This window comes from Pseudomonas sp. NPDC086581, from assembly GCF_044746165.1.
Taxonomy (GTDB): Bacteria; Pseudomonadota; Gammaproteobacteria; order Pseudomonadales; family Pseudomonadaceae; genus Pseudomonas.
The window spans coordinates 290,634-316,679 of the sequence record NZ_JBIVBR010000009.1; the positions used below are offsets into that span (position 1 = coordinate 290,634).

Consider the following 26,046-nt stretch of genomic DNA (forward strand, 5'->3'; position numbering starts at 1 on the left):
TGTGGAGGCGGCATTTGATGGGTATCGCTGCGCTCCACACCATCCTACATCAGCGTCACTTGCAGGATGGGTGGAGCGCAGCGATACCCATGCCGGGAGAATCAGATCAGGCGTTGAACCAGCCCAGCTTGATCACGAACAGGATCGACAGGATCACCAGTGCCGGGTTCAGCTCGCGGAAGCGGCCGGACAGCAGCTTGCAGGCGGTCCAGGTGATGAAGCCGAAGGCGATGCCGTTGGCGATGGAGAAGGTCAGCGGCATGGCCAGCGCGGTCACTACCACGGGGGCGGCAACGGTCAGGTCGTCCCAGTCGATCTCGGCCAGGCCCGAAGCCATCAGCACGGCGACGAAGAACAGCGCCGGCGCGGTGGCGAAGGCCGGTACATTGCCCGCCAGCGGGGCGAAGAACAGCGCCAGCAGGAACAGCACGGCGACCACGATGGCGGTCAGGCCGGTACGGCCGCCGGCGGAAACGCCCGCCGCCGACTCGATGTAGCTGGTGGTGGTGGAGGTGCCCAGCAGCGAACCGACCATGGCGGCGGAGCTGTCGGCGATCAGGGCGCGGCCCATCTTCGGCATGTGCCCGTCCTTGCCCATCAGGCCGGCGCGCTTGGCGACGCCGATCAGGGTGCCGGAGTTGTCGAACAGGTCGACGAAGAGGAAGGCGAAGATCACGCTGAACAGGCCGATATCTAGCGCGCCCTTGATATCCAGCTGCAGGAAGGTCGGCGCCAGTGACGGCGGCATCGACACCACGCCACCGAACTGGGAAACGCCGATGGCGATGGAGATGAAGGTGACGACCAGAATGCCGATCATCACCGCGCCTGTCACGCGGCGGGCTTCCAGGGCGACGATCAGGATGAAGCCGAGGATCGCCAGCAGCGGCGCGGGCTTGGCCAGGTCACCCATGCCCACCAGGGTGGCCTGGTTGGCGACGACGATGCCCGACTCCTTCAGCGCGATCAGAGCGAGGAACAGGCCGATGCCGGCGGCGATCGCCGATCGCAGCGCCAGCGGGATGCTGTTGATGATCCACTCGCGGATGCGGAAGATCGAAATGATGAAGAACATGCACGCGGAGAGGAACACCGCGCCGAGGGCCACCTGCCAGGTGTGGCCCATGTGCAGGACCACGGTGTAGGTGAAGAAGGCGTTCAGGCCCATGCCGGGAGCCAGGGCGATCGGGTAGTTGGCGATCAGGCCCATCACCGCCGAGCCGATGGCGGCCGCCAGGCAGGTCGCCACGAAGATCGCGCCCTTATCCATGCCCGTCTCGCCGAGGATGCTCGGGTTGACGAAAAGAATGTAGGCCATGGTCAGGAAGGTAGTGATACCCGCCAGGATCTCGGTGCGCACAGTGGTGTTGTGCGCCTTGAGTTGGAACAGCTTTTCCAGCATGTTTGGCTCCCCGTGACGCTCTTGCGCCGTTATCGTTCTGGCCGGGAAAAGCAAGGTGCATGCCCAGGTGGGCCGTGCGCCTTTTCTTGTGACCGGCAAAAGGCGCGCATGATACCAGCTCGTCCTGCGCCGGAGAATTTCTGACCGGACCGCCAGCATCCGTTCGTCTGCAAGCTTAGACGCGAGCGCCGACCAAGGGAGTGCAACTTGTGCGCTGTGGGTGGTCTGACTGTTCATGACCTTGGCAATAACCCTGGCCTGACCGGGCCATCCTGTCCGATTCTCCGTCGATGAAACGCTCTATTCCGATCCTCCTTGCCTCATTGTTGGGCGCCTCTTTGCTGGGTGCGTGTGCCGGTGCGCCGCCGTCGGCCCCGCAGCATACGTTCGATGTCCATGCCGTGGCCGAGAAGCCCACGGCCAGCACCCGCACCCTGGCCGACCCGCAGGGCAAGGCCGTGCTGGTGACCACTCATCCCGCCCTGACCCAGCGCGACGTGCAGCGGGCCGAACTGGCCAGCGTGGCCGATGGCGCGCCGGCCGTGCGCGTGCTGTTCACCACCGAAGCCAGCCAGCGCCTGGCGAAACTGACCCGGGAAGAGCAGGGCAAGGCCCTGGCGGTTGTCATCGACGGACAGCTACGCCTGCTGCCCAGGGTGACGCGGGTGGTGACCGACGGGCAGGTGCTGCTCAAGGGCTTCGCCAGCCAGGACGAAGCCGAGACGCTGGTGCGCCGGCTCAACGCGCTGCGTGATGTGCCGGTGCAGCCGGAGCAGGGAGCGGGTGGACAGCCCTGATGTGACGCCTGCGGGCTTTACCCGGTAAAGGCGAATCGCTGTAATAGCGGCTTGATATTCCGATGGATCGGGCAGCAAGGCGAGCAGGTTCGCCGTGGCCCGCAAGGAGAGCGCCAGAATGATTGTTGGCATAGATCTGGGCACGACCAACAGCCTTGTCGCTGTATGGCGCGACGACGCAGCGCAGTTGGTGCCCAACGCCTTGGGCAGTTTCATCACCCCCAGTGTCGCGGGCCTCGATGATCAGGGGCAGGTTCTGGTCGGTCAGGCCGCTCGCGAGCGCTTGCAGACACATCCCCACCTGACCGCGGCGCTGTTCAAGCGACACATGGGCAGTGCCCAGGAAGTCAACCTTGGGTCTCGCCGGTTTCGCCCCGAAGAGTTGTCCGCGCTGGTATTGCGCAGCCTCAAGGAGGATGTCGAACGGGCCTTTGGCGAGCTGGTAAGCGAAGCGGTGATCAGCGTCCCGGCCTATTTCAGCGACGCCCAGCGCAAGGCGACGCGGATTGCCGGTGAACTGGCCGGACTCAAGGTCGAGAAGCTGGTCAACGAACCGACCGCCGCGGCGCTGGCCTATGGCGTGCACCAGAAGGACCGGGAAACCTCCTTCCTGGTCTTCGACCTGGGCGGCGGCACCTTCGATGTCTCGATCCTCGAACTCTTCGAAGGTGTGATGGAGGTTCGCGCCAGCGCCGGCGACAACTTCCTCGGGGGCGAGGACTTCGATGCCGCGCTGGTCCAGCATTTCCTATCGAGCCAGCGCCAGGACAAAGCCTTCCACGACCTTGAGTCGCCCGGCCTGCGCAATCGCCTGCGCCGGGAGGCCGAGCGTGTACGTCAGGTGCTGGGGCAGGAAGCGACCGCTACCTTCTGTCTGTCCCATGGGGGGCAGCAGTGGGAGCAGGCGATCAGCCAGGATGAGCTGCAGAAGATATGTGCGCCGCTGCTGGAGCGGCTGCGCGGCCCTATCGAGCGAGCCCTGCGTGACGCACGCATCCGTGTCGCTGATCTCGACGAGATACTGCTGGTCGGCGGCACTACGCGGATGCCCCTGATCCGCAAGCTGGCCGCCGGGCTGTTCGGGCGTTTCCCCTCCATGCACATCAACCCCGACGAAGTGGTGGCCCTGGGGGCTGCCGTGCAAGCGGCGCTCAAGCAGCGCGCGGCGGCACTGGAAGAGGTTGTGCTCACCGATGTCTGCCCCTACACCCTTGGCATCGAGACCACCGAGCAATTCGGCCGGGTATACGAAGGCGGTCATTACCTGCCGATCATCGAGCGTAATTGCGTGGTGCCGATCAGCCGGGTGAAGACCATCCAGACGCTCCACGATAACCAGACCCAGGTGCTGCTCAAGGTCTTCCAGGGCGAAAGCCGCCTGGTGAAGGACAACATTGCCCTGGGCGAACTCAGCATCCCGGTGCCGCCCCGGCCAGCGGGCGAAGTGGAGCTGGATGTGCGTTTCACCTATGACAACAACGGCATCCTCGAGGCCGAGGTGAAGGTCCCGGCAACCGGCGAGATGCACCACCTGGTGATCGAGAAGAACCCGGGGGTACTGGCGCCGGAGGAAGTGCGCCAGCGCCTTGCGCAGCTCGCGGAGCTGAAGGTCCATCCGCGCGAGCAAATGGTCAACACAACGCTGCTGGCGCGCCTGGAGCGGCTCTATCAGGAGAACCTGGGTGAGTTGCGGGAAATGCTCGGCAATATGGCCGGCAGTTTCCAGCAGGTGCTCGCGACCCAGGACCTGCAACGCATCGAGCAGATGCGCGCGGACATCGCACAGCGACTCGACGAGCTGGAACGCTCGCCCTGGCAGTAAAAGGACGGAACCATGAATTGTTGGGAAATCCTCGGCCTCGACGCTAAGGCAGACGAGCGCACGATCAAGCGCCATTACGCCCGGCTGCTGAAGACCACCCGCCCCGACGAGGACCCCGTCGCCTTCCAGACGCTGCGTGAAGCCTATGAGCAGGCGCTGCGCCTGGCGCAATGGCACGCAGATGAGGGCCCGGAGGCGGTCGAGGTACTGGCTGCTGTCGTCGAAGCAGGCGATGTGGCGCTGACTGTGCGGCCGGTGATGGAATTGGCCGTGCCGGTGGCGGAGGTCGATCAGCGACCGCACCAACTGGCTGAGTGGCTGACAGACCTGCGTCCCTCGCAGCTCACTGAGCGTCGTCTGCAGGCTGAAGCGGCTGGCATGGCGGTGGAGTTCGAGCGCGGGGTTCTGCGCCTTTGCCTGAAGGAGGAGTGGGAGTCCATCCTGCGCGATGCAGCCTGCGCCGAATATGGCTGGCTGGAAGTACGCGAGAAGCGGGGCTTGAGGGCTGCGGAGCTGCTTCCTTTATATGAGCAGATCCTGCAAAGCCATCTGCTTCAACTGCGGGCACTGCACAATCGCAGCGATCCGCTGGAGTTGGTCGACGGTTTGAAGTCGCTGCTCAATCAGCCCTGGCTGCAGAGTTATGACGGCCGCGCCCTGCTGGAAAGCTCCGTGGTGTCGATGCTGCTGGAGATGCCTTATTGGTCCTGCGAGACGCTGGATGCGATTGCGGCGGTGTTTGGCTGGCGCGAGGGCGCGCGCGAGGCTGGCTGTCCGGAGCATCAATGGCAGGCTCTTCTGCAACGTTGGGATGCGGAACGCTTCTATTCGAAGCTAACCAGCGATGCGCAGCGCTGGGATTTGACGCCTGAATGCCGGGCGGCGCGGCTGCTGCTGGCGCCGTTGGATCGGTTCCAGAGGCGTCGTTTCAGCCGAGACTTTGGTGACGAAGACAGACAATGCAGTCGGGAGATCGGCGAAATACTGATCTACCGCTATCCGCATCTGCTGGAGCGCCTGCCGGGGGCACCGCTGGATGAGGCGTTCTGGAGTGACCTGTCAAAGAGCGGGCTGGCCGTTGGGCGTATGCCGTTGCTCTGGGGGGTGTTCATGGTGTTCTTCTACCTGTCCTCCATTCCCCGTGAACTGGCCAAGCCTCAGGCGGACATGGGTTTACTGTTTATCTTCATTCCCATGTCATCGGCTATTGCGGCGGGCGGAATCAGCCGTCTGATCGACTGGGGCCAAGCCCTGACGGGTAACTGGTTCAACCGGTTCGACTACAGGCTGAGCGGCATGTTGCCCGTTGCCTGGCATGAGTATGGCGCTGGTGTCCGACCACTGATGCTGGGGATATCCAGCTATGTGGTGGCCATTGCAATCGCGGGGCTGATTGGCCAGGGCAACGGGGTGCCTCTGTATTGGGCGCCCATGCTTGCATTGCCGGTTGCACTGGTGCTGGCGCTTGCCTGCCGGGCGAGCCTGATCGAGAGAGCTCGGTTGATGCTGGAAAATCTGCTCGCTCGCCGCCAGCAGTCCATGGGCGTCATTGTACTGATAGTGGTTGCGGTCCTGGCTGTCGGCGGTTTCGTCTACAAGCGCCTGGACACCGCCGCCTCGCGTCAGCCGAGTGCGGAGGAAGTCGAACAGTTCTGCAGTGACGCCAAGAACAGCAAGGAATTCGTTTGTTACATGCACGGCGTGGAGCGGAGGGCGCGCGAAGCAGGACATTGAACCCATGAAAAAGCCCGGCATCTGCCGGGCTTTTTCCTTTCGCGGTTCGCGGGTTCGGCTTAGGCGCCGTAGACCGGGAACTTGGCGCAGATGGCCTTGACCTTCTCGCGCACGCCGTCCACCACGGACTCATCGCCCATGTTGGTCAGGATGTCGCAGATCCAGCCGGCCAACTCGCGGCACTCGGCTTCCTTGAAGCCGCGGGTGGTCACGGCGGGGGTGCCGATGCGCAGGCCGGAAGTGACGAACGGGGAGCGCGGGTCGTTCGGTACGCTGTTCTTGTTCACGGTGATGAAGGCACGACCCAGGGCGGCGTCGGCGTCCTTACCGGTGATGTCCTGCTTGATCAGGGACAGCAGGAACAGGTGGTTCTGGGTACCGCCGGAAACCACGTCGAAGCCGCGCTCGATAAACACGCTGGCCATGGTCTGGGCGTTCTTCAGGACCTGCTGCTGGTAGGCCTTGAACTCAGGCTGCAGGGCTTCCTTGAAGCACACGGCCTTGGCGGCGATTACGTGCTCCAGCGGGCCACCCTGGGCGCCCGGGAAGACAGCGGAGTTCAGCTTCTTCTCGATCTCTTCGTTCTTGCGAGCGAGGATCAGGCCGCCGCGCGGGCCGCGCAGCGTCTTGTGGGTGGTGGTGGTGACCACGTCGGCGAACGGTACCGGGTTCGGGTAGACGCCAGCGGCGACCAGACCGGCCACGTGGGCCATGTCGACGAACAGGTAGGCGCCGACCTTGTCCGCGATGGCGCGGAAGCGGGCGAAGTCCAGGACCTGGGAGTAGGCGGAGAAGCCGGCGACGATCATCTTCGGCTTGTGCTCCACCGCCAGGCGCTCGACTTCGTCATAGTCGATCAGGCCGGCGTCGGTGATGCCGTACTGAACAGCGTTGTACAGCTTGCCGGACGAGGAGACGCTGGCGCCGTGGGTCAGGTGACCGCCGTGGGCCAGGCTCATGCCCAGGATGGTGTCACCGGCCGACAGCAGGGCCAGGTAGACAGCGGCGTTGGCCTGGGAGCCGGCGTGCGGCTGGACGTTGGCGTAGTCGGCGCCGAACAGTTCCTTGGCGCGGTCGATGGCGAGTTGCTCGACAACGTCGACGTACTCGCAACCACCGTAGTAGCGCTTGCCCGGGTAGCCTTCGGCGTATTTGTTGGTCAGCACCGAACCCTGGGCTTCCATCACCGCCGGGCTGGTGTAGTTCTCGGAGGCGATGAGCTCGATGTGCTCTTCCTGGCGCTGGGCTTCCTGCTCCATCGCGGCGAAGAGTTCGGCATCGTAGCGGGCGAGGGTCAAATCACGGCTGAACATGGCGGTCCTCTTAAGGATCGGGTGCTGGGGAAAGGCGCGCATTCTAACCCAAGGTGCCGGTGCTGGCACATGAAAGGCGGTCATGTGCCTGACAAGCGGGGTTCAAGGCCAGCAAGTGCGCGGAGTTGGGGACGGTCCGGCGACCGATACGTGGTTTTCGGTTCCCTGTAGCAGGGATCAGCCCAGCAGGAATATCGCGTTGCTGGCGAACAGCGCGGCGAACTGGTCCGCCGGCACCGGACGGCCGAAGAGGAAGCCCTGCACCTCGTCGCAGCCGTGTTGACGGAGGAACTCCAACTGCTCGTAACTCTCCACGCCCTCGGCGATCACCATCAGGTTCAGGCTGTGGGCCATGGCGATGATGGCACGGGCGATCTGCGCGTCCTGCTCGCCGTGGGGCAGGCCGTCGACGAAGCTGCGGTCGATCTTCAGCACGTCGATGGGGAACTGCTTCAGGTAGTTGAGCGAGGAGTAGCCGGTGCCAAAGTCGTCCACCGCAATCGCCAGGCCGAGGCGCTTGAGGCCCTGAAGTATCTGCATCGCCTGGGAAACGTCGCTCATCAGGATGCTTTCGGTCAGTTCCAGCTCCAGGCACGCCGGGGCGATGCCGGTGTCCTCGAGGATGCCGGCGATGCGCTCGCCCAACTGGCCGTCGGCGAACTGCCGGGCCGAAAGGTTCACGGAAATCTTCGGCACCCGCACCTTGTCGCGGTGCCAGGCACGTAGCTGCAGGCAGGCCTGCTCCAGCAGCCAGTCGCCGACCTGGGCGACCAGGCCGAGTTCTTCCAGCACGGGGATGAACTCCGCCGGTGGGATCAGCCCGCGCTTGGGGTGCTGCCAGCGCAGCAGTGCCTCGGCGCCAGTCAGGCGGCGGCCGTCGCCGGTGAACTGTGGCTGGTAGTGCAGGACGAACTCGTGCAACTCGATGGCGCGGCGCAGGTCGCTTTCCAGCTCCAGGCGCTCCAGGGCGCGGGCGTTCATCTCGGCCTGATAGAACTGGAAGTTGTTCTTGCCCATCTCCTTGGCGTGGTACATCGCCGTGTCGGCGTTCTTCATCAATTGGCTGAGCTCGGCGCCGTCCTGCGGCGAGAGCGCCACGCCGATACTGGCGGTGACGAAAAACTCGCGGCCTTCCAGGGTGAAGGGGCGGGCGAGGCTGGAGAGGATCTGCTCGGCGACCTGGATTGCCTGGCGCAGCGCCTTCTCACGATTCTTCTGGCCGGGTAGCAGCAGGGTGAACTCGTCGCCGCCCATGCGCGCCACGGTGTCGTCGTCGCTCACGCAAAGGCTCAGGCGCTCGGCCACTTCCTTGAGCATGCGGTCGCCCGCGGCGTGGCCGAGCGAGTCGTTGATCGGCTTGAAGCGGTCGAGGTCGAGGAACATCAGCACTACCCACTGCTGGTGCCGTTCGGCCTGCAGCAGGGCGGTGTGCAGGCGGTCCTGGAACAGCGTGCGGTTGGGCAGGTGGGTCAGGGCGTCGTAGTAGGCGAGACGGTGGATGCGCCGTTCGCTGGCCTTGCGCTCGCTGATGTCGCTGAAGAAGCAGACGAAGCTGACCAGATCGCCTTCCTCGTCATGCACCGCGGTGATGCCGACCCAGCTCGGGTACAGCTCGCCGTTCTTGCGCTTCTGCAGGATCTCGCCTTCCCAGCTGCCGCTCTTGAGCAGGCTTTCCATCACGTGCTTGAGCTGGTTGGCTTCCTGGCGGTCGGCGGTGAGCAGGCGCGGCAGTTGGTCCAGCACTTCCTCGGCGGAGTAGCCGGTCAGGCGGCTGAAGGAGTCGTTGATCTGCACGATGTAGCCGGCCGGGTCGGTGACCATGATCGCCGCCGTGGAGTGCTCGAATACCGTCGCCGCCATGCGCATCTCGCGCTCGGCCCGGCGCTGCTGGCTGATGTCGCGGGCGACGCCGAGCAAGCCTTCGAAGCGGCCGTGGTCGTCCCACATCAGGGCGATGCGCAGCTCCACCGGAATCTTGTGGCCGTCGGCGTGCAGGCAGTCGAGGCTGAACAGCTGTGGCTCGGCGTTCTCGCGAAGTTTGGCCAGGCGCTTGGGCTCGCCGATGGCGCCCTGCACGCGGTTCAGCAGTTCATCCAGTCGCTCCAGCTGCGCGGGATTGGCGGCTACCTGCTGGAAACCGTTGGACAGCACCCACTCCGGGCTGTAGCCAAACACCTGCTGGATCGACGGGCTGATGTAGTTGAGCTTGACCTGGGCGTCGGTGGAGAGGATCACGTCGCTGATGCTCTCGGCGAGCATGCGGTAGCGGCGGCCGCTCTCACGCAGGGAGTTGTGCGCCTCGACCGTGTCGGTGATGTCCTTGGCCACGCCGATCAGTCGCGCCACGCGGCCGGAAGCGTCGCGAGTGAAGGCCTGCTCGCGGATGTCGAACCAGTGCCAGGTGCCGTCGCGGTGGCGCCAGCGCAGCTGGCTGTCCAGCAGCAGGCCGTCGCCCACCACCTGTTGCAGGTTGCGCACGCGCCAGTAGTACTCGACGTCGTCGGGGTGCAGCACCTTCTCCCAGAAACGCTCGCCCATCTCGCGCAGCTCGTCGCTGTCGTAGCCGAGTTGGTGGCCGAGGTTGTGGTTGCTGAAGATCACCCGGCGCGCGGCAATGTCGTGGATATAGAGGGTGTCGGGCACCGCGCGCACCGCGTCGGACCAGAACTTCTCGCGCTCGATCAGTGACAGCTCGACCTGCTTGCGGCTGGTGATGTCCGACAGGCTCAGGGTGACGGCGTGGAAGTCCTGGATCATCTCCGGCACGCGCAATTGCAGCCACAGGTGGCGTTGCTCGCCCTGGCGGGTATGGATGCAGGCTTCCAGCTCGACCATGCCGTGGCCGTGCAGCACGGCTTCGAGGACCTTGCTGCGCACGCCGTCCGGACGCATGCCGGCGCTGCCGACGAGAATCTGCCAGGCCTGCTCGGTGGTGCCCACGCCCATCAGGCGCTTGGCGACATTGTTGATCTCGGTGATGCGCACCTGGCGCAGCAGCCAGGGCAGGCGGTCGGGTTGCGAGGCGATCCAGTCGCGCAGGTCGCTCTGGCGACGCAGGTTGAGGTCCACCAGGCTCTGGCGCAGGGCAGAGAGATCGAGCACACAGAGCGCGACGCCGACGCCGTCGAAGATGTCCTGGTAGCGCCGGCGGGTCTCTTCCAGAATGTGCAGCGCCTGCTGTTCCTCGGTGACGTCGCGCAGCACCCAGACCTGACCACCCTGGGGCAGGTTGCCGCGCAGCACCCAGGTCTGTTCCGGCGACAGCGGGCTATCGTCCAGGGAATGGTGACTGACGGCGAACAACCGGGCTTGGCCGGTATCGTTGACGCGCACCAGTTCCGAGCCATTTTCCGCCACGGCATCGCTGCCATGCAGCAAACCGCCCAGGCCGGGCAGCAGCTCCAGCAGATGATGCTCGCCAGCCTTGTCTGCGGTGATACCGAACAGTTGCTCGGCCTGCGCATTGAGGTAGGCGAGGCGACCGTCGGCGCGGGTTACCAGCACCCGCTCGTCGATCGCGCCGAGGGCCTGCGCGGCCTGGCGCAGGCTTTGCTGCGACTCCACGGTCAATGCGCGCAGGTTCTGCTGTTCGCGTTGCAGGCGCAGCAGGGCGGCGCCTGCGATGCCCGCCAGCAACAGCAGCAGTGCCAGCTCGCCGCCCAGGCGCGGCAGGAGGGTGGCGCGGATCTGCCGGTCATCGAATTGCGGGCGCAACTGCCAATCGGTGTTCTGGATGTCCAGGCCATCCAGGCTCTGCGCCTGTTCCAGCGGCGAGGCGGCGGACAGCGGGCCGGGGCGATAGCCGCTGGAGCGGCCGATGACCTTCTGCTGGACATCGTCGACCAGGATCCAGCCCGGCGACTCGGGGTGGATCTGCTGCGCCCAGCCCTGGCGGGCGATCTTCTCGTCGAGGCGGATGACACTGTCGCCTTCGCCCGCCTCGGTGGCCTTCAGCCAGACGTAGAAATGGCCGCCGTTTTCCTCGCTGAACGCATAGTGATGGCTCTGCTGCGCGCTACGCTGGCGCAAGGTTCTGATGAACGCCGCATCCTTGATGCCGCTGGCGGTGTCTCGCACGGGCCAGCCGTCGGCGTCCAGGCGGGCCAGGCTGTGGAAGGACGGGTAGATGTGCTTCAGGCCGGTAATCAGCGGCGCGTGCATGTCACCGGGGGCGCGGTCCTGTTCCTGCTGCAGCAGGGCCTGGGCTGCCACGGCCTTGAGCTCCAGGGTCAGCGCGATTCGCTGCGCCATCTGTTCGCCGTGCAGCACCACCCGCTCACGCTCGAAGCGCTCCTGGCTGCGGAGTTCCTGGTGCAACTGCCAGCCCAGCAGGCCGAGCATGAACAGCACCAGTAGCACCAGCGCGGTCCGGCTCGCCACGCGGCCAGGCCTGGCCAGGGCGTCCGGAGGAGTACGGGGGAAAATAGACAAGGACTTAAGGACCTGGGGCGATACGGCTGAATTCGGCGCAGGCTAGGATGCCCGGAAAGGCGGCGAAGTGCCAGTATGGCCGACGAGCGTCGTTTGCCCTTCCTGGCTCATTCCGGTAGCTTTGCCGCACGCGCGCGTGGTGTGGGTTGCATAAAGTACATCCGCGCAGAGTCCCGCGCGAAGGGCCGTCCATCGGCCGTTCGCGCCCGCCGGCAGCCCGCTCGCAAGCGTTCGAGCGCTGCCGCTCCGGCCAGTGAGCCGGCGTCCCGGAACCTGCCGTCGTCCGTTCCGGCCATCCCGATCACAATTCATCCCAGAAGTCAGGTATCCATGGGGGCTTATGATGCGCTCATGACCTGTCAATAAGCCCGAAAGCAAGGCCCTTGAGAGGGTTTTTCCCAGTTTGAGATCGGCTTTTTACTGATTAAGTAAATAAAGTGCGATATTGGGTAAGGTTATTTACAAATTTGCGCTAGGTGCGAACGGATGGTGTTCCGTCGGTGGGACTGTCCGTTCAGGAAAGAAAAGTGTGGGCTAACATCTCCTCCACATTGATCGGTCTCAACTGCAGCAGTGACGTGCTCTGCCGGACGATGTTTCCAGAAGGCGTGTGAGGCAGAGGACGAAGGCCGCGAGTCTTTCCCTCACAGCGGAGCTTGAGCGCGCATTGAGCGGCTCGGAGAGGCGAGTGTCACAGACGGCGCCACTTAATCGTCTGGCATTCCTTCGAGCAGTTGTTGAAGCTCCCTTGAGATAATCTGCAGAAGCTCTCTTCCAGATCTCTCTTTGTCTCGGCCATCGGGGAGATAGGTCAGCGCTACCAGTGTGGCAGGGTGCACTCCGAGAACCGAGCAGAGCTCTTCGAGCTTCTCCAGCGTGGGGCTCGTCTTCCCTCGCTCCAACATGCTGACAAACGTCCTACTGCTCACGAGTGCAAATGCTTCTTGGGACAGGCTCCTTTGAAGGCGCACCAGCCGCAGAGCTTTCCCGAAGCGCTCTTTCGTTTCCATTTTGCATACCCGCAAAAGGAAGCGATAAAGCGATATTGAACAATATATGGCTACAAAATATATTGTTCATCGGTGCCTTGGAGCGTAGCCTCCCATAAAGCACTGTTGGCCACGTTCGACGCCAAAGAGGGAGCAAGCCATGTTCGTGACACATCGACACGGTGAGATTTTCTTGGGGAACCCGGCCAAGGATGACTCGGTACAGGCTTGGCCCTACGTAGAGTTTGGGCTGAACGCACCGCTTCTGATCATGCAAGTCATACGTGCGATCGGCCGCGCCCGCTACAAAAGTGCTGTGATGATGACCAGCGTCAGCGATCTTAAGAAGGCAATCTTCGAAGAAGGTCCATGCTTCCAAATTGAAAGCCTGTCAGTAGCAACTCTAAGCAGACTCAATGGTACCGAGTACTTGGGGATGGAGAGGCTTGACGAAGTTCTTCAGGTGTCTGACGCAGTGACCAACCGATCCGGCGTCATGCTCAAAACCGCAAGCGGCAAAAAGTACTTTTCCGAGCAAGGCGAGTGGTCAGAGCCCTTGCGCGTCGACAAGCACATCTACAAGTCGTCGTGGCGCTCACCGCAGCGTTAGAGGGTTTGGCTATGCCTTGGAGAAGACTCATGACCATGCCACATGAACGTAGCCGTGCAGTCATTCAAGCCCGCGAGTTTCTAATTGAAATCTCTAGGAACGCCACGCTTCCTTCCAAGATTAGATCCGACGCCAAATTCTTACTGCGACACTATCCAAGCGCGGACCAGGTTCTCTTGGCTGGTAGGATTGAAGAGGCATCATTGGATAGTGGGCGAGGATTGGCCCCTGTTTTGGGGCCGATCTTCAGTTCCTCCACCACCGAAAGTCCATGACTCGCCAATGTTCTGGGATTTCACAAATCGATGTAGCAAGCGTCGTAAGAAATCAGGTTCTTTCTACTCCTCTTCTCCAGCCCTTTCTGAGCAGCTCACTCTTGACGCTCGGCTCACCAAACGCAGTCTACAGCGCGCTCTACAGACTACTGAGTGCTGGGAAAATTGAACGAGTGGGCAGAGGTATTTACGTTCGCCCGGATTTCCATAAGCAATTTGGCTGGATAGGGGCGAGCATGCTAGATGTGGTGGAAGTAGTTGTGAGATCGAAAAATGAGGAGTTTCAAGTCCACGGTGCTGAGGCTGTTCGGAAATTCGGCCTAAGTACGTAGATGCAGGTAACGCCTGTGTATTACACCACGGGCCGCAGCCGGAAAATTCAGGTCTACGGGAGCACGGTCAGGCTAGTACAAGTTCCAAAATACTGCTTCCAGCACACTGACTCTGCTGCCGGATTGGCAATCGCAGCCCTGTACTACCTGCGCCACGATTCGCTCACCTTGGATAACATCACTAAGATCCTCAAGACGCTCACACCCCAGGATCAACAGAAGCTTTTGGATAGCTCGATGCCAATCTGGATGCGCCAAGCGATCGCTGGGGCATTCGCCGTTTCAGTCGAGTGAACGACGGCGCTGGAGGGAGCCGAATGTGATTGGTTGAAGCTCTCGCGCCCCCATATGTGAAAATTCATCGTGCGACGAGTAAGTTCGTCCAAGGCACGCAATGGTCATGTGGATCAAGTGGCGAGGGGATCACCTGACTTCGGCTGCAGTGACGTCCTGCCTGTTGCTGTCAGGGTGACCCAAGCCACGCCGGTCAATGTGATCATCGCCGATAGCCCCCGCTCAGCCATGAAATGCCTTCGCTGAGGAGCAGTACGCCAAGTACTGCGCTGAGCACCGGCACCGAAAGCTGCACTGCCCCGGCACTGATCGCTGTCATTCGAACACGGGCCCAGTACCAGATCGCGTATCCGATCGCGGAAGCCAGGGTTCCGGAAAGTACGGCACAGGTAATACCCAGGGTGTCGAATCTCAGCTGCTCCCGTTGGACGAACAGCAGGATCAGGGCAAAAGGGACGGCCGACAAGAAGCTCGCCGCTGTGTTGGCAATTGGGGAGTCGGATGCTCGCCCGAGCAAGGAAAAGCCGCCCCAGGCAAAACCTGCAATTGCCATGAGCGCTGCGGCTGACAAAGGCGGTGCTGATGCGGAAGGCATCAGAAAGGCAACCATACCGCCCAGTGCAAGCAGCACGCCCAGGATGCTTGTTCGTTCGCCTTTGAAGTAGCCGTACGAGATCATCAGAAGCTGTGCGGCTGCGAAAAGAACCAGCGCTCCGGCCCCAGTGCTGATGTCGCGATAGGCGAACGAGAATGCGGCTACGTACGTGAATAACAGGACTGCAGACCACCAGCTCGAACCAGCCGGCCTTAGTTTTTTCGTGTTGTAGGAGCAGGATTGCCAGCAGCGTAATCGCCCCGGAAATCACCCGTATCGCAGTGAATGACGTTGCATCAGGTAGCTTCAAAGTGAGTGAGTCCTCTTCGACCGACTCAGCTGAGAAAGTTGTCAATACCGTGCTGCGAGCACAATTTCAAAATGCTCCTGCTGGATATAAGGAGGGTGACGGTTGCCGCGTCTGGTGTGCAATCAATACCGCCCGCTATGGGTCGGTAGTTGTCCCGCATCCAGGGCAGCAATCGACCCATAGCGGACTCTCATGCCTCGTGCTGCGGGCAGAGGTGCTCTATCCAGTCAGCTCCTTCTGCAAGGCATCGCCCAAAGCTTCGAAGGCCCGCGAGATACGTTTGATACGGCGCAAATCGGAGTGCATGGCGAGCCACACGTCGACCTCGAAGCCGAAGCTGTCTGGCAGCACCTGGGTCAGGGGATAGCGTGAAGCGACGGTGACTGGGCACAGGCCAAAGCCAAGTCCGGCGCGAATGGCTGCGAGCTGAGCCAGATGATTGTCTGTCGCGATCGCGAAGCGCTGATCCGCTTCGCACAGACCGGTTTCGACCAACCGGCGCAGATCGGCAGAGCGCCGATCTGGCCCTATCAATGGGGCCTTGCGCAATGCGTCGAGACTCTTGGGCTCTCCATAGCGCTTCAGGCACTCGGCGCTGGCATAAATGCCGACCCGCAAAACGCCAGGACGTCGCACCACTATGCCCGCTTCGCTTGGTCGCACCAGGCGAACTGCAATGTCCGACTCCTGCCTGGCGAGGTCTTGCATCTGGTCGTTGATGCTCAGCTGGAGATCGAGCCCTGGACGCTCATGGTGGAAGTCACGCAATAGCCGTGGAAGGACTTCCACGCCCAGCAGGTCACTGCTCGTGACTCTGACCACGCCGTGGGAGTCGTCCGTCTCCGAGCTGGCCATGCGATTGAATGCCTGGGCGGCAATGTCCATCGACTCCACGTGACGGATGAGCTGGCGTGCGGAGTCTGTCGGCGTCAGGCCGGTGGGTGTCCGAGTGAACAGACTGAGCCCGAGGGCGCTTTCCAGATTCTCCAGACGCCGGCGCGCGGTGGACTGCGCTATGTCCAGCAGCCTGGCGGCGCCCGACAGACTTCCAGAACGCAGCACAGCGAGGAATACCCGTTGTCCTTCCCACTCGATTCCGCTCATACATTTGCTACCAACGGTTGCTCCAATTGCTCTCTTCTGTCCGGCGCCAGGACGATGGATCATGCGCTTCTTGAACATCCAAATGCGCCATTGTAAGGAGTGACACCATGGGATTCACCGGACAGTGCCGATGCGGCAAAGTCAGCATTCGTCTGCATGCGGACGTCCTTCCACCGCTTTATGCGTGCCATTGCCTGAACTGCCAGCGCTGGAGCGGCAGTGCTTTCGGTCTACACCTGCTGTGCCCGGCGCAATCCGTAGAAGCTGTCGGCGAGCTGTGCGAGTACGCAGACGAACACCAGGGGCAGAGCTCGACTCAATACGCCTGCGCGGCTTGTCTGACCCGCCTGTTCAATGAAACGACCGCAGCTCCAGGTGTGCGCATAGTGCGTGCCGGCGTGCTTGAAGGCGCATCGCAGTGGACTCCGCGAGCGCACATCTGGGCCAAACGCAAACAGCCCTGGATAGTGCTGCCGGTCGAAGCTCCCCAATGGCCGGAAAGCCCTACGCCGGAAGAGTTTGCAGTAGCACTGTTTTGATTTACGACCAGCGTCCGCTTCTGGCCGATTGCTGCCTACCGAAAAAAACCGGTCTAGAGACGTTTTCTGTTGCCGGCAAGAATGCCGGCATAATGTTATGCAGGTTGCACGATTGGCGCATGGCTGATGGGGTGTATCCGGAACCAGATGGAGTACATCGCTGGCAGGAAGACCAAGGTCAGCACCGTTCCAGCGAAGGTACCGCCGATCAGCGTGTACGCCAGCGCGCCCCAGAACACCGAATGGGTAAGAGGAATGAAGGCCAGGACGGCGGCCAGTGCGGTAAGTATCACCGGTCTGGCGCGCTGCACTGTGGCTTCGACGACCGCCTGGAATGGGGTTAGCCCCTCCGCTTCGTTGTGGCGGATCTGGCCAATAAGGATGAGCGTGTTGCGCATGAGAATGCCGGACAGCGCGATCAGCCCGACCAGAGCATTGATGCCGAAGGGTTGGTGGAAAAGGATCAGCGTGGGCACAACGCCAATCAGTCCTAGCGGGCTGGTCAGAAAGACCATGACCATCGCGGAAATCGAACGCACCTGCAGGATGATGATGATCAGCGTGGCGGCCAGCATGATCGGGAACAGCGGCAGCATGGCTTTGCTCGCCTTGCCCGACTCTTCGATGGAACCGGCCTGTTCGATGCGATAACCACTTGGCAGCTTCTCGATGATGGGCTGGAGCTGTTGGCTGATGGCGGTCGAGACATCCGGCGGCTGCAAGTCCTCTGCAATGTCGCCCCGTACGGTGATCGTCGGCGTGCGGTCGCGCCAACGCATGATCGGCTCCTCCATGCGCACTTCGACATTGCCCACTTGCGACAACGGGATGCGTTGCCCATCGGCGCCCGCCAACGTGAAGTCCATGATTCTGGTCGGGTCGAAGCGGATATCGCCGGCTGCACGCGCCATGACTTGCACGGTACGGATGTCCTCACGCACAGCGGTGATCGGCACCCCACTCAGCAGGAACTGCAGCTGCTGTGCGACGGCGCTGGAGGTCAGGCCAACCGCCTGCAGACGGTCCTGTTGCAGAGTGAAGTGCAACGAGGGCACGCGGGTACCCCAATCGGTATTGACTGTCCGCATCATCGGACTGGCTTCCATGACTTGCTGCACATCAGCCGCGATGTCGCGAAGCTTGTCCGGATTCGGCCCGGTCACTCGGTACGCAACCGGGTAGGGAGAGTACGGGCCAAAGACCAGTTGCGAGACCCGAACTCGCGCCTCGTTGGCCAGGCCGTCGGCGATTGCCTGGCGCAGCCGAAGTTTCAGGGCTTCGCGCTCATCCTGGTTGTCGGTGCGCACCACGATCTTGGCGAACGAAGGGTCCGGCAGTTCCGGCCCCATGGCCATGAAGAAGCGGGGTGCGCCCTGGCCGATGTAGGCCGTGACGATCCTGGCCTCCTTCTGCTGAGCCAACCAGGCTTCCACCTTCTCGGCGGCCGCGCTGGTCTGGGCAATGGATGTGCCATAGGGCATCTGCACCTCCACCAGCACTTCGGGGCGATCGGAGATAGGGAAGAACTGCTTCTTGACGACGCCCATCCCGACGATCGCCATTGCGAACAGCCCGACTACCGCGCCGGCGACCTTCCACTTGTGAGCGATGACCTGACCGAGCAGTTGGCGAAAGCGGTTGTAGCGCGGAGTGTCGTAGATGGCGTCATGGCCGCCCTCGACCTTCTTGAAATCGGGCAGCAACTTGACCCCGAAATAGGGCGTGAACACCACGGCAACCAGCCACGAAGCGATCAGGGCGATACCGACGATCCAGAACATGTTGCTGGTGTATTCGCCCGCCGTGGATCGGGCAAAGCCATTGGGCATGAAGCCTACAGCGGTAACCAATGTGCCGGACAACATTGGAGCTGCCGTGTGGCTCCAGGCATACGCGGACGCTTGGACGCGGCTGAAGCCTTCCTCCATCTTCACCACCATCATCTCGATGGCGATGATGGCATCGTCCACCAGCAATCCCAGGGCGAGAATCAGGGAGCCCAGGGTGATGCGGTCAAAGTTCTTGCCCGTTGCGGCCATGACGACGAAGACGATCGCCAACGTCAACGGCACGGCGACAGCTACCACGATACCCACGCGCCATCCCATGCTGATGAAGCTCACCAGCATGACCACCAGCAGCGCGACGAAGAACTTGATCATGAACTCGTCGACCGAGGCGCTGATATTGACGGCCTGATCCGTGACCTTGGTGAGGCTCATGCCCAGCGGCAGCTCGCCGTTGATGGCGCTCACCTCGTCGTTCAGGGCCTTTCCGAGATCGAGGCCATTCCAGCCCTCGCGCATGACGATGCCCAGGAGCAGGGCCGGCTCGCCGCCGTTGCGAATCAGGAAGGTCGCAGGGTCTTCGTAGCCGCGCCTGACGGTGGCGACATCCGACAGCTTCAGTGTGCGGCCTTGCGCAATCACCGGCGTGTCGCGGATTTTCTGCAACTCATCGAAGGCGCCATCCAGTCGCAGGAAGACCTGCGGGCCTCTGGTTTCGACCGAGCCTGCCGGCATTAGGGCATTCTGCCCATTGAGCGCGGCGAACACTTCCTGTGGACCGATACCCAGGGTCGCCAAGCGCTCATGAGAAAGCTCCACAAAGATGCGCTCGGCCTGCTCACCGATGATGTTGACCTTCTTCACGCCGGGCACGTGCAACAGGCGCTGACGCAGCGACTCCGCATCGCGCACGAGGAGTCGCTGCGGCTCGCCTTTGGCCTTGAGCGCAAACAGGGCGAAGGTGACGTCCGAGTACTCGTCGTTGACCAGCGGGCCGATGACGCCTTCGGGCAGGGTCTTCGCCTCGTCGCTAATCTTCTTGCGCGCCTGGTAAAACTCTTCGGGGACCTCTGAAGGCGGAGTGCTGTCGAGCAGCGACAGGGTGGTGAACGCCAGCCCTGGTCGCGTATAGGTCTCGCTGCGGTCGTACCAGCGCAACTCCTGCAGGCGCTTCTCGATCTTCTCGGCGACCTGGTCATGCATCTCCTGGGCGGTCGCGCCGGGCCAGGCCGTCACAATGGTCATCACCTTGACCGTGAACGCCGGATCCTCCGCCCGTCCCAGCTTGAAGAATGCGACAAGGCCCGCCAGAGAGATGAGGCAAACCATGAACAGGGTGATGGAGCGCTCGCGTACCGCAAGTGCTGACAGGTTGAAGCGGCCTCCAGTCATCGCGAGACTCCCTCGACCGCAGCAACCTCGGCCTGACCCTCCACCCGCACTTGCTGCCCTTCGCGCAGCAAGTGCGCGCCAAGCGCAACGATCCGGTCGTCCTGCTTGAGCGCGCCGCTGATACGTGCATGCTCATCATCGAGGCTCAGCACCGTAACCGGCCGCCAGGACACTCTTGCCGGACTGCCTTGAATGACCCACACGCCCGGGCCTTTCCCTTCGTCGCAGAGCGCGCCAATCGGAATCTGCAGATCATTCCGCGCCTGCTCCTGCACTGTCCCCGCCGCAATTTGAACCGTGATAGTGGTGCCCAGCGGTGCTTGGGCAAGTTCGCCATCGAGCACATACCGCGCTTCGAAGGTACGGGTCAGCCGATCGGCGACATCCGAGAGCTGGCGGAGGCTAGTCACGACACTGACGTTGTCCTTGCCGAACAGCGTGGCACGGGCGGAGGAGCCAACCGCCGGACGCAACGTCTCCGGCAACTGCACAACGGCTTCGCGCGGCCCCGCATGCGCCAGCCTGACAACGGGCTGCCCGGCACTGACCACTTGGCCAGGCTCTACCAGCGTCTCCATGACGATGCCATCGGCATCCGCCAACAGGTCGGCGTACCCGGTCGCATTGGCGGCGACCTCGGCTTGAGCCTCGGCCGCGCTAAGTTGTGCTCGCGCGGTGTCCGCTGCGGCTTTGTATTGAGCATAGGCAGATGCCGATACCGCGCCGGTTCCGCGCAGCGTTCGGTAGCGGGCCTCATCTTCACTGGCCTGTTTCGCTCGCGCCCGGGTTGCGGCGACGGCTTCGCGCTGCGCACGCGCGGCGAGGTTCAGATCGACAGGATCAAGGCGAAGAAGAACTTGCCCCCGCTTGACCGACTGACCAGTGTCGACGAGCCGCTCCAGGACCTTGCCCGATACACGGAAGCCCAGGTCGCTCTGGACGCGTGCGGCAACAGTGCCGGTGAACGACCTCGGGGCGGGTGCCGCCGGTTGAGGTGCAATGGCCCGCACCAGTGGCGCTTCCGTACGCGGATCGGTCGGCGCTCTTTCGCCGCAGGCGACCAGCGCGATCGGCATCATGCCGATGAGAGTGGAAAAAAGGAGGCTGCGCCGGCGCATGAGGAACCCATCGCAAGGAAGTAGGGAGCCTCACTTTGAATCTAGTGACCAAATTAGTCAATGGTCACTATTATTATGGCGACAGACTTCGCAGCACCAGGCTGGACAAAAGAAGGGGAGCCTCCTCGGTGGCATCGAGGCTGTATTGCAGAAGTAGCGGGTTGAAATACGGGCGCATGACCAGGAGGACCGCCTTGGTGGCTTCATCGAGCGGGGTCTTTCGCTCGAAGTCGCCGCTCTGCCTACCTTGCTGCAGGATGCCCTGGATGATCTCCTGAATGAGATTTTCATACGCAATAGTCACCTGCCAGCGTTCAGAGGCTGCGGACACGACAATTTCGTAGAGCTTACGGTCTTGAAACAACAGGCGCAGGCACGCCTCCACAAGCGCCTTAAACATGCGGCGCAGCTTCTCTGGCGGACGATCAGCCTCGCTGACGGCGGCACGGACCTCGGCCTCTATTTGGCCGATGCAGTTCGAGCAGATCATTTCGCCAATGGCCTGCTTGGACTCGAAGAATTTGTAGATGTAGGCCTTGGAAAATCCGATCGACTTGGCGAGATCGGACACCGTGGTCTTCTCGTAGCCGTACAGGCTGAAGTGCTCGGTGGCTGCGGCCACAATCTGATCGCGCACCTCATGATCTGCAGGGCCGCGGGTGGTTGTTTTTGCTGTGCGTGTCTTGTTCATGCGGCATAGCCTACATAGCCGTCAGGGGATGGACAACGTGTGACCAAAATGTATTATGGTCACGCGCACCCGGATTTCCCCCCGTGAGGAGGAAGGCCATACCTGCCAGGCATATCTATCGCGATGATCAGCCGGCAATTCGTGTAGTTGGCAGTAGCTAAGTGAAGTGGGACGCAAATTCCGGCCCCCCTCCATACACAACGCGGAGCCCATCACCATGAATGACGTCATCATCATCGGCGGCAGCTTTGCCGGCCTTGCAGCCGCCCTGCAGCTCGGCCGGGCCCGTCGCAAGGTCACCGTTCTGGATACCGGCCTGCCGCGCAACCGCTTCGCCGGCCATTCGCATGGAATGCTCGGCCACGATCACAAGCCACCGCAGGACATCCTGGCCGAGGCGCGCAAGCAACTCGCGCGCTACCCTACCATCAGTTTCGTCAAAGCCCGGGCCGACAGCATCTCCGGCGCGATCGACGATTTTTCCGTCCTCGTCGACAGCGGCGAGAGCTTTGCGGCGCGACGCGTGATCCTTAGCTATGGCGTCGTTGACCAAATGCCGAGCATCCCAGGCTTTGCCGAAAGTTGGGGTAAGTCCATTGTGCCTTGCCCCTATTGCGATGGCTTCGAAGTCGCCGGCCAGCATTGGGGCCTCGTCTGGTCCGGCCCGCAGTCGCACCAATCTGCCAGGCTGTTCGGCGATTGGACTGACAAATTGACTCTCTTTGCCGATGGTCATGACATTGCGCCCGATATCCAGGCCGACCTGGAACGCCGCAACATACCTGTCGTCGATGGCCGGATCGTCGAGATCGCTCACCAAGAGGGCCATATCGCCACAGTCAATCTCGATACCCGCCGCAATGTCGCGGTCGACATCCTGTTCGCCCATCCGCGCAACAGGCCGTCCGCAGGTCTGCATGAATCGCTTTGCCTTGCCACGGTCGAGACTCCCACCGGCATCGTCCTCAACGTCGACGAACGCCGCCAAACCAGCACGCCCGGTATATATGCCGCCGGCGACCTCACGACACCCTTCTTGCCATCGGTCACCCAGGCATCATCGCAGGGCGCGATGGCGGGAATCTTTGCCCAGCAGTCGATGTTGGATTGAGAGAATAGATATTCTTATCCAATTGAGTCATTGCTTTCGAGGAAGCCCGTCTATAAGCCCTGACAAGGGTGGAATGTACGAAATCTTGCTCTTTCTCAACGGCTGCTATCTCATCGTTCGCTTTTGGCCAATTGTTGCTGTGGGAGGGAGGCAGCTACCGACCGATTCTGTTGAAAAAGTCGGAGCCGTCTCGGCTCGCTAGCAAAAGGCTGAAAAAGCGACCGACGAAGCGTTGCTACGCGAAATCTGAAGCAGATCGGGAGCAGAACTGCTTCAGATTTCAACGTCAGCGGCCCACTTTCACAGACAGAAATCGCAGAGGGGCTTTTTCAACACAATCGACCCATAGCGGACGTTTCACATGGACGCTCAGCGCTTGTCTGGATAGCTGGCGGTGCTGCCAGTCAACTCCATTAGCACCTTGAGCTGGGCGGCCTTTATCGGAACGGTGAGATGTTCTGCGCCGGCAATGATGGCTGTCTGCATATCCGGAGATAAGCCGCTCAGGATCAACTCACAGAGCTTGCGCACTTCATCGAGGGTTGCGTGCTCGGCGGCCAAAATGTGTTTGCCCGGATGGTCGTCATGCGAAGCTCCTAAAGCCAAAGGCTCCCGCACATGAAGGCCACTGGCCTGTCCCTTCTCCAACGAGTCCAACGAGTAAGCAGGTAGAGCAAAAGCGATCTCGATCTGCCTGGCCAAGTCCTCATCGATCCGTCTGAAACCCTGCTTGGACGTTGGCCATAAGCATCGTGATATCAGGGTCGGATTTTTGCCGAGCTTTTCAGCAGCTCGGCTCTGCGCACCTGGGGCGTTTACCCCGTAGGTGCGATCCAGGAGGTGACGGAAGTTGAGCCGGCGAATCTCGTAGTCAACCATGCTGCGCATTACTCACGTAGATGACCCTGAAGCGCATTACTGTTCACCAGTTGCGCTATCAACACAGATACTCAATCCAGCACGTTGTGCAGCACTTCATAGATGACGCCGGTGGCAATGGTCACCAGAAGCAGGTCGGTACCCGCCTGCTGCCATTCATAGCCGTCGTAATGAGGTAGGCGACCGACCAGTCGGCCGTCGAGTTTCTTCGCGATACCTGGTGGTAACGGCTTGCCACGGGCGAGGTTCTTCTGGATTCCCGGCGGTAGCGATGCGCCAGGATTCCAGTAGTTGCGGTTGTCGTTGAGGATGACCTGTACCCCGCCGATGTCGATCGAAGGGCCCCCTTGCCAGTTGTTCCCGCCACCTTGCCCTTGGTTGCCATGCTGCCCACCCTGGCCATGCCCTTTCCCCTTGCCAGGGTCAGCCAACAAAGCAGGGGCCGAGCTGATCAGCGCAACGCCCAGGGCGGCCGAAAGCAGCGTGTTGAGCTTGAACATTTGCACAACTCCTTGTGGTGCATTCAGTAGAGGTTGAGCGTAGCCGTTCAGATGTGAAACCGAAGTGAACAAGCCGGCACCTCAGTGCCAGCATTTCGTCGGGAGGCTACGAACCACGGGGGCTGCAGTGTTGTCTCAGAACTAACTCAATATCGCCCCTGGAGGCGTCTCTACTATGAAGAAATCCCTGGTTGTTGCAGCAGTCTGTGCCTTCGCACTGGGTGCCACAGCAATGCTGCCCGCCGACCTCTCTCCGATTGGTTCGGTCTATGCCAAGGGCAACGGTGGTGGCGGTGGTAATGGCGGTGGAAACGGCGGAGGAAACGGTGGCGGCCACGGCGGCGGCAATGGTAGCGGCCACGGTGGTGGCAACAGCGCTGGTCATTCGGGTGGTAAGTCTGATGGCAATTCTGGTGTGCATGGCGCCAAGAGCAATGGTGCGAACGACGGTGGCGAGCACGCTGGCAAGGCCACTCGTGATCATGGCCTGAGCGGCAACCATTACGGCAGCGCCCGCAATGACGATAGCGGCCATGGCTCGACTACCTCGGGTGTCGCCCACTCCAAGGACACTCGTGGTCTTTCCAAGGCGACAGCCATCTCTTCCACGACGCCTGGCACCCACAACAACAAAGGTCTGAGTAACGCAGTGGATTCGTCCACGAAGAACGATGACTGATTGCTTTTATAGCGACGCCCAAAGGGCCGGCTCTTATAGGCCGGCCCTCACGTAGTGGGGCAGGATTGCACGCCCAGTGCTGTTACTTCCCCACAACGTCGCAGTATCGACGCGGATTCTCGGGCGAGTTGCCCGGTTCACCAAGCTCCAGTCGCCAATAGCCAACGTCGTGCCATTGGCCCAGCTTGAAGCCTACCTGCGGGAAGGTGCCGATGTGCCGGAATCCGAGCCGCTCATGCAGGCCCACGCTACCGGCGTTGGGTAGCGCAATACCGGCATAGGCCGCGTTGAATCCCTGCTTGGTGAGCAGGGGAAGCAGCCCGGCATAGAGGCTGCGGCCCACTCCAGTACGACGCTCACCCTCTGCGATGTAGACGGTCACATCCACGGCCCATCGGTATGCGGCACGTGCTCTGTGCTGGCTGGCGTAGGCGTAGCCGACCAGGCGTCCATCACGCATCGCGACGAGGTAAGGGTACGTCTGCAAGGTCGTGACGATGCGCTGCCGCATCTCCTCGATGGTCGGCGGTATCTCCTCGAAGGAGATTGCCGTATTCGCCACTATGGGGGCGTAGATGAGCTGGATTGCCGGCGCATCTTCAGGGCGTGCTTGTCTGATTTCGATGGGCATGGCGGCCTCAGATCAAGCGCTGATTCACGCGGGCGGAAAGCTGCTCGGCGCTTTCCTTGCGCTCGGAATAACGATCCACCAGGAACTCCTGGCGGTCGCGCAGCAGCAGGGTGAACTTCACCAGTTCCTCCATGACGTCCACCACGCGATCGTAGTAGGCCGACGGCTTCATCCGGCCGGCATCGTCGAACTCCAGGTAGGCCTTGGGCACCGAGGACTGGTTGGGGATGGTGAACATGCGCATCCAGCGGCCGAGTACGCGCAGCTGGTTGACTACGTTGAACGACTGCGAGCCGCCGCAGACCTGCATCACAGCGAGCGTCTTGCCCTGGGTGGGGCGCACGGCGCCGAGCGCCAGGGGAATCCAGTCGATCTGCGCCTTGAACACCGCAGACAGGGCGCCATGTCGCTCCGGCGAGCACCAAACCTGGCCTTCCGACCATAGCACCAGATCACGTAATTCCTGCACCTTGGGATGCTCCACCGGCACATCGTCAGGTAGCGGTAGGCCCGAAGGATTGAAGATGCGCGTCTCAGCGCCGAAGTGCTCCAGCAGGCGCGCAGCTTCCTCCACCAGCAGGCGGCTGAAGGAGCGTTCGCGGGTCGATCCATAGAGCAGCAGGATGCGTGGCTTGTGCTCACTGGTGTTGGGTGCCGCAGGCGGCAGGTCGAACAGCGAAAGGTCGAGGTTGGGCAGTTGCTCGGACATGT

Annotated in this window: 23 protein-coding genes; 10 read left to right on the forward strand and 13 right to left on the reverse strand. The window is 61.9% G+C overall.

The features are described from left to right. Positions 1-106: 106 nt before the first annotated feature. Positions 107-1,402 (reverse strand): NCS2 family permease, encoded by a 1,296-nt coding sequence (locus tag ACIPK7_RS19745; protein WP_081517309.1) that lies wholly within the window; start codon positions 1,400-1,402, stop codon positions 107-109. 401 nt (positions 1,403-1,803) lie between these two features. On the opposite strand from ACIPK7_RS19745, the gene ACIPK7_RS19750 reads away from it, so the two are divergent. The 3 genes from ACIPK7_RS19750 to ACIPK7_RS19760 all read left to right on the forward strand — a co-directional run bounded on the left by ACIPK7_RS19750 (position 1,804) and on the right by ACIPK7_RS19760 (position 5,755). Beyond that, entirely contained in the window at positions 1,804-2,199 is a 396-nt protein-coding gene (locus tag ACIPK7_RS19750) for a SecDF P1 head subdomain-containing protein (RefSeq protein WP_401089695.1), read from the forward strand. A gap of 118 nt (positions 2,200-2,317) precedes the next feature. Next, positions 2,318-4,021, forward strand: a complete 1,704-nt coding sequence (locus tag ACIPK7_RS19755; RefSeq protein ID WP_401089697.1) for a molecular chaperone HscC — start codon at positions 2,318-2,320, stop codon at positions 4,019-4,021. 12 nt (positions 4,022-4,033) lie between these two features. Next, the gene (locus ACIPK7_RS19760) at positions 4,034-5,755 is read left to right on the forward strand and encodes a hypothetical protein (RefSeq protein WP_401089699.1); all 1,722 of its coding nucleotides are present in this window, start codon (positions 4,034-4,036) and stop codon (positions 5,753-5,755) included. A 59-nt stretch (positions 5,756-5,814) separates the two neighbouring features. Here ACIPK7_RS19760 and glyA read toward each other — a convergent pair whose 3' ends face one another. The 3 genes from glyA to ACIPK7_RS19775 form a co-directional block, all read right to left on the reverse strand. Beyond that, positions 5,815-7,068: a serine hydroxymethyltransferase gene (glyA, locus tag ACIPK7_RS19765; protein WP_024763060.1), complete on the reverse strand. Its 1,254-nt coding sequence runs from the start codon at positions 7,066-7,068 to the stop codon at positions 5,815-5,817. A gap of 177 nt (positions 7,069-7,245) precedes the next feature. After that, complete coding sequence (locus tag ACIPK7_RS19770) at positions 7,246-11,448, reverse strand: EAL domain-containing protein (RefSeq protein WP_401089701.1); 4,203 nt, start codon at positions 11,446-11,448, stop codon at positions 7,246-7,248. A gap of 758 nt (positions 11,449-12,206) precedes the next feature. After that, positions 12,207-12,509, reverse strand: a complete 303-nt coding sequence (locus ACIPK7_RS19775) for a helix-turn-helix domain-containing protein (protein WP_401089703.1) — start codon at positions 12,507-12,509, stop codon at positions 12,207-12,209. A gap of 139 nt (positions 12,510-12,648) precedes the next feature. Here ACIPK7_RS19775 and ACIPK7_RS19780 point away from each other — a divergent pair, with 139 nt between their 5' ends. Genes ACIPK7_RS19780 through ACIPK7_RS19795 form a run of 4 tightly spaced genes read left to right on the forward strand, consistent with a single transcriptional unit; the run spans position 12,649 to position 13,999 of the window. After that, positions 12,649-13,098 carry a hypothetical protein gene (locus ACIPK7_RS19780; protein WP_401089705.1) on the forward strand — a complete coding sequence of 150 codons (450 nt, stop codon included), beginning with the start codon at positions 12,649-12,651 and terminating at the stop codon, positions 13,096-13,098. Between the two features lie 35 nt (positions 13,099-13,133). Next, positions 13,134-13,373 carry a BPSL0761 family protein gene (locus tag ACIPK7_RS19785; protein ID WP_401089750.1) on the forward strand — a complete coding sequence of 80 codons (240 nt, stop codon included), beginning with the start codon at positions 13,134-13,136 and terminating at the stop codon, positions 13,371-13,373. After that, entirely contained in the window at positions 13,370-13,705 is a 336-nt protein-coding gene (locus tag ACIPK7_RS19790; protein WP_401089707.1) for a DUF6088 family protein, read from the forward strand. Before ACIPK7_RS19785 ends, ACIPK7_RS19790 begins: the two co-directional genes overlap by 4 nt. A 15-nt stretch (positions 13,706-13,720) precedes the next feature. Continuing rightward, on the forward strand, positions 13,721-13,999 hold the full coding sequence (locus ACIPK7_RS19795; protein ID WP_401089709.1) for a hypothetical protein: 279 nt from the start codon (positions 13,721-13,723) through the stop codon (positions 13,997-13,999). 202 nt (positions 14,000-14,201) lie between these two features. Here ACIPK7_RS19795 and ACIPK7_RS19800 read toward each other — a convergent pair whose 3' ends face one another. Both ACIPK7_RS19800 and ACIPK7_RS19805 read right to left on the reverse strand, forming a co-directional pair. Beyond that, entirely contained in the window at positions 14,202-14,678 is a 477-nt protein-coding gene (locus ACIPK7_RS19800; RefSeq protein ID WP_401089711.1) for an EamA family transporter, read from the reverse strand. A 445-nt stretch (positions 14,679-15,123) separates the two neighbouring features. Continuing rightward, positions 15,124-16,008 (reverse strand): LysR family transcriptional regulator, encoded by an 885-nt coding sequence (locus ACIPK7_RS19805; protein WP_401089752.1) that lies wholly within the window; start codon positions 16,006-16,008, stop codon positions 15,124-15,126. A 107-nt stretch (positions 16,009-16,115) separates the two neighbouring features. Here ACIPK7_RS19805 and ACIPK7_RS19810 point away from each other — a divergent pair, with 107 nt between their 5' ends. After that, complete coding sequence (locus tag ACIPK7_RS19810) at positions 16,116-16,547, forward strand: GFA family protein (protein ID WP_401089713.1); 432 nt, start codon at positions 16,116-16,118, stop codon at positions 16,545-16,547. 95 nt (positions 16,548-16,642) lie between these two features. On the opposite strand, the gene ACIPK7_RS19815 is transcribed toward ACIPK7_RS19810, so the two are convergent. The 3 genes from ACIPK7_RS19815 to ACIPK7_RS19825 all read right to left on the reverse strand — a co-directional run bounded on the left by ACIPK7_RS19815 (position 16,643) and on the right by ACIPK7_RS19825 (position 21,535). Beyond that, positions 16,643-19,726, reverse strand: a complete 3,084-nt coding sequence (locus tag ACIPK7_RS19815; RefSeq protein WP_401089715.1) for an efflux RND transporter permease subunit — start codon at positions 19,724-19,726, stop codon at positions 16,643-16,645. Next, the gene (locus tag ACIPK7_RS19820) at positions 19,723-20,844 is read right to left on the reverse strand and encodes an efflux RND transporter periplasmic adaptor subunit (protein ID WP_401089717.1); all 1,122 of its coding nucleotides are present in this window, start codon (positions 20,842-20,844) and stop codon (positions 19,723-19,725) included. The genes ACIPK7_RS19815 and ACIPK7_RS19820 overlap by 4 nt, the downstream gene beginning before the upstream one ends. Positions 20,845-20,917: 73 nt before the next feature. Beyond that, positions 20,918-21,535, reverse strand: a complete 618-nt coding sequence (locus ACIPK7_RS19825) for a TetR/AcrR family transcriptional regulator (protein WP_401089718.1) — start codon at positions 21,533-21,535, stop codon at positions 20,918-20,920. A gap of 217 nt (positions 21,536-21,752) precedes the next feature. Here ACIPK7_RS19825 and ACIPK7_RS19830 point away from each other — a divergent pair, with 217 nt between their 5' ends. Continuing rightward, on the forward strand, positions 21,753-22,646 hold the full coding sequence (locus ACIPK7_RS19830) for an NAD(P)/FAD-dependent oxidoreductase (protein WP_401089719.1): 894 nt from the start codon (positions 21,753-21,755) through the stop codon (positions 22,644-22,646). A 369-nt stretch (positions 22,647-23,015) separates the two neighbouring features. Here ACIPK7_RS19830 and ACIPK7_RS19835 read toward each other — a convergent pair whose 3' ends face one another. After that, positions 23,016-23,525, reverse strand: a complete 510-nt coding sequence (locus ACIPK7_RS19835) for a hypothetical protein (protein ID WP_192225304.1) — start codon at positions 23,523-23,525, stop codon at positions 23,016-23,018. Positions 23,526-23,596: 71 nt separating this feature from the next. Then, positions 23,597-24,025 (reverse strand): anti-virulence regulator CigR family protein, encoded by a 429-nt coding sequence (locus ACIPK7_RS19840; protein ID WP_192225303.1) that lies wholly within the window; start codon positions 24,023-24,025, stop codon positions 23,597-23,599. A 175-nt stretch (positions 24,026-24,200) separates the two neighbouring features. Here ACIPK7_RS19840 and ACIPK7_RS19845 point away from each other — a divergent pair, with 175 nt between their 5' ends. Then, the gene (locus tag ACIPK7_RS19845) at positions 24,201-24,704 is read left to right on the forward strand and encodes a hypothetical protein (protein WP_401089720.1); all 504 of its coding nucleotides are present in this window, start codon (positions 24,201-24,203) and stop codon (positions 24,702-24,704) included. A gap of 82 nt (positions 24,705-24,786) precedes the next feature. On the opposite strand, the gene ACIPK7_RS19850 is transcribed toward ACIPK7_RS19845, so the two are convergent. Then, positions 24,787-25,335 (reverse strand): arsinothricin resistance N-acetyltransferase ArsN1 family B, encoded by a 549-nt coding sequence (locus tag ACIPK7_RS19850; RefSeq protein ID WP_401089722.1) that lies wholly within the window; start codon positions 25,333-25,335, stop codon positions 24,787-24,789. Between the two features lie 7 nt (positions 25,336-25,342). After that, the gene (gene arsH / locus ACIPK7_RS19855) at positions 25,343-26,044 is read right to left on the reverse strand and encodes an arsenical resistance protein ArsH (protein WP_401089724.1); all 702 of its coding nucleotides are present in this window, start codon (positions 26,042-26,044) and stop codon (positions 25,343-25,345) included. Positions 26,045-26,046: the final 2 nt, after the last annotated feature.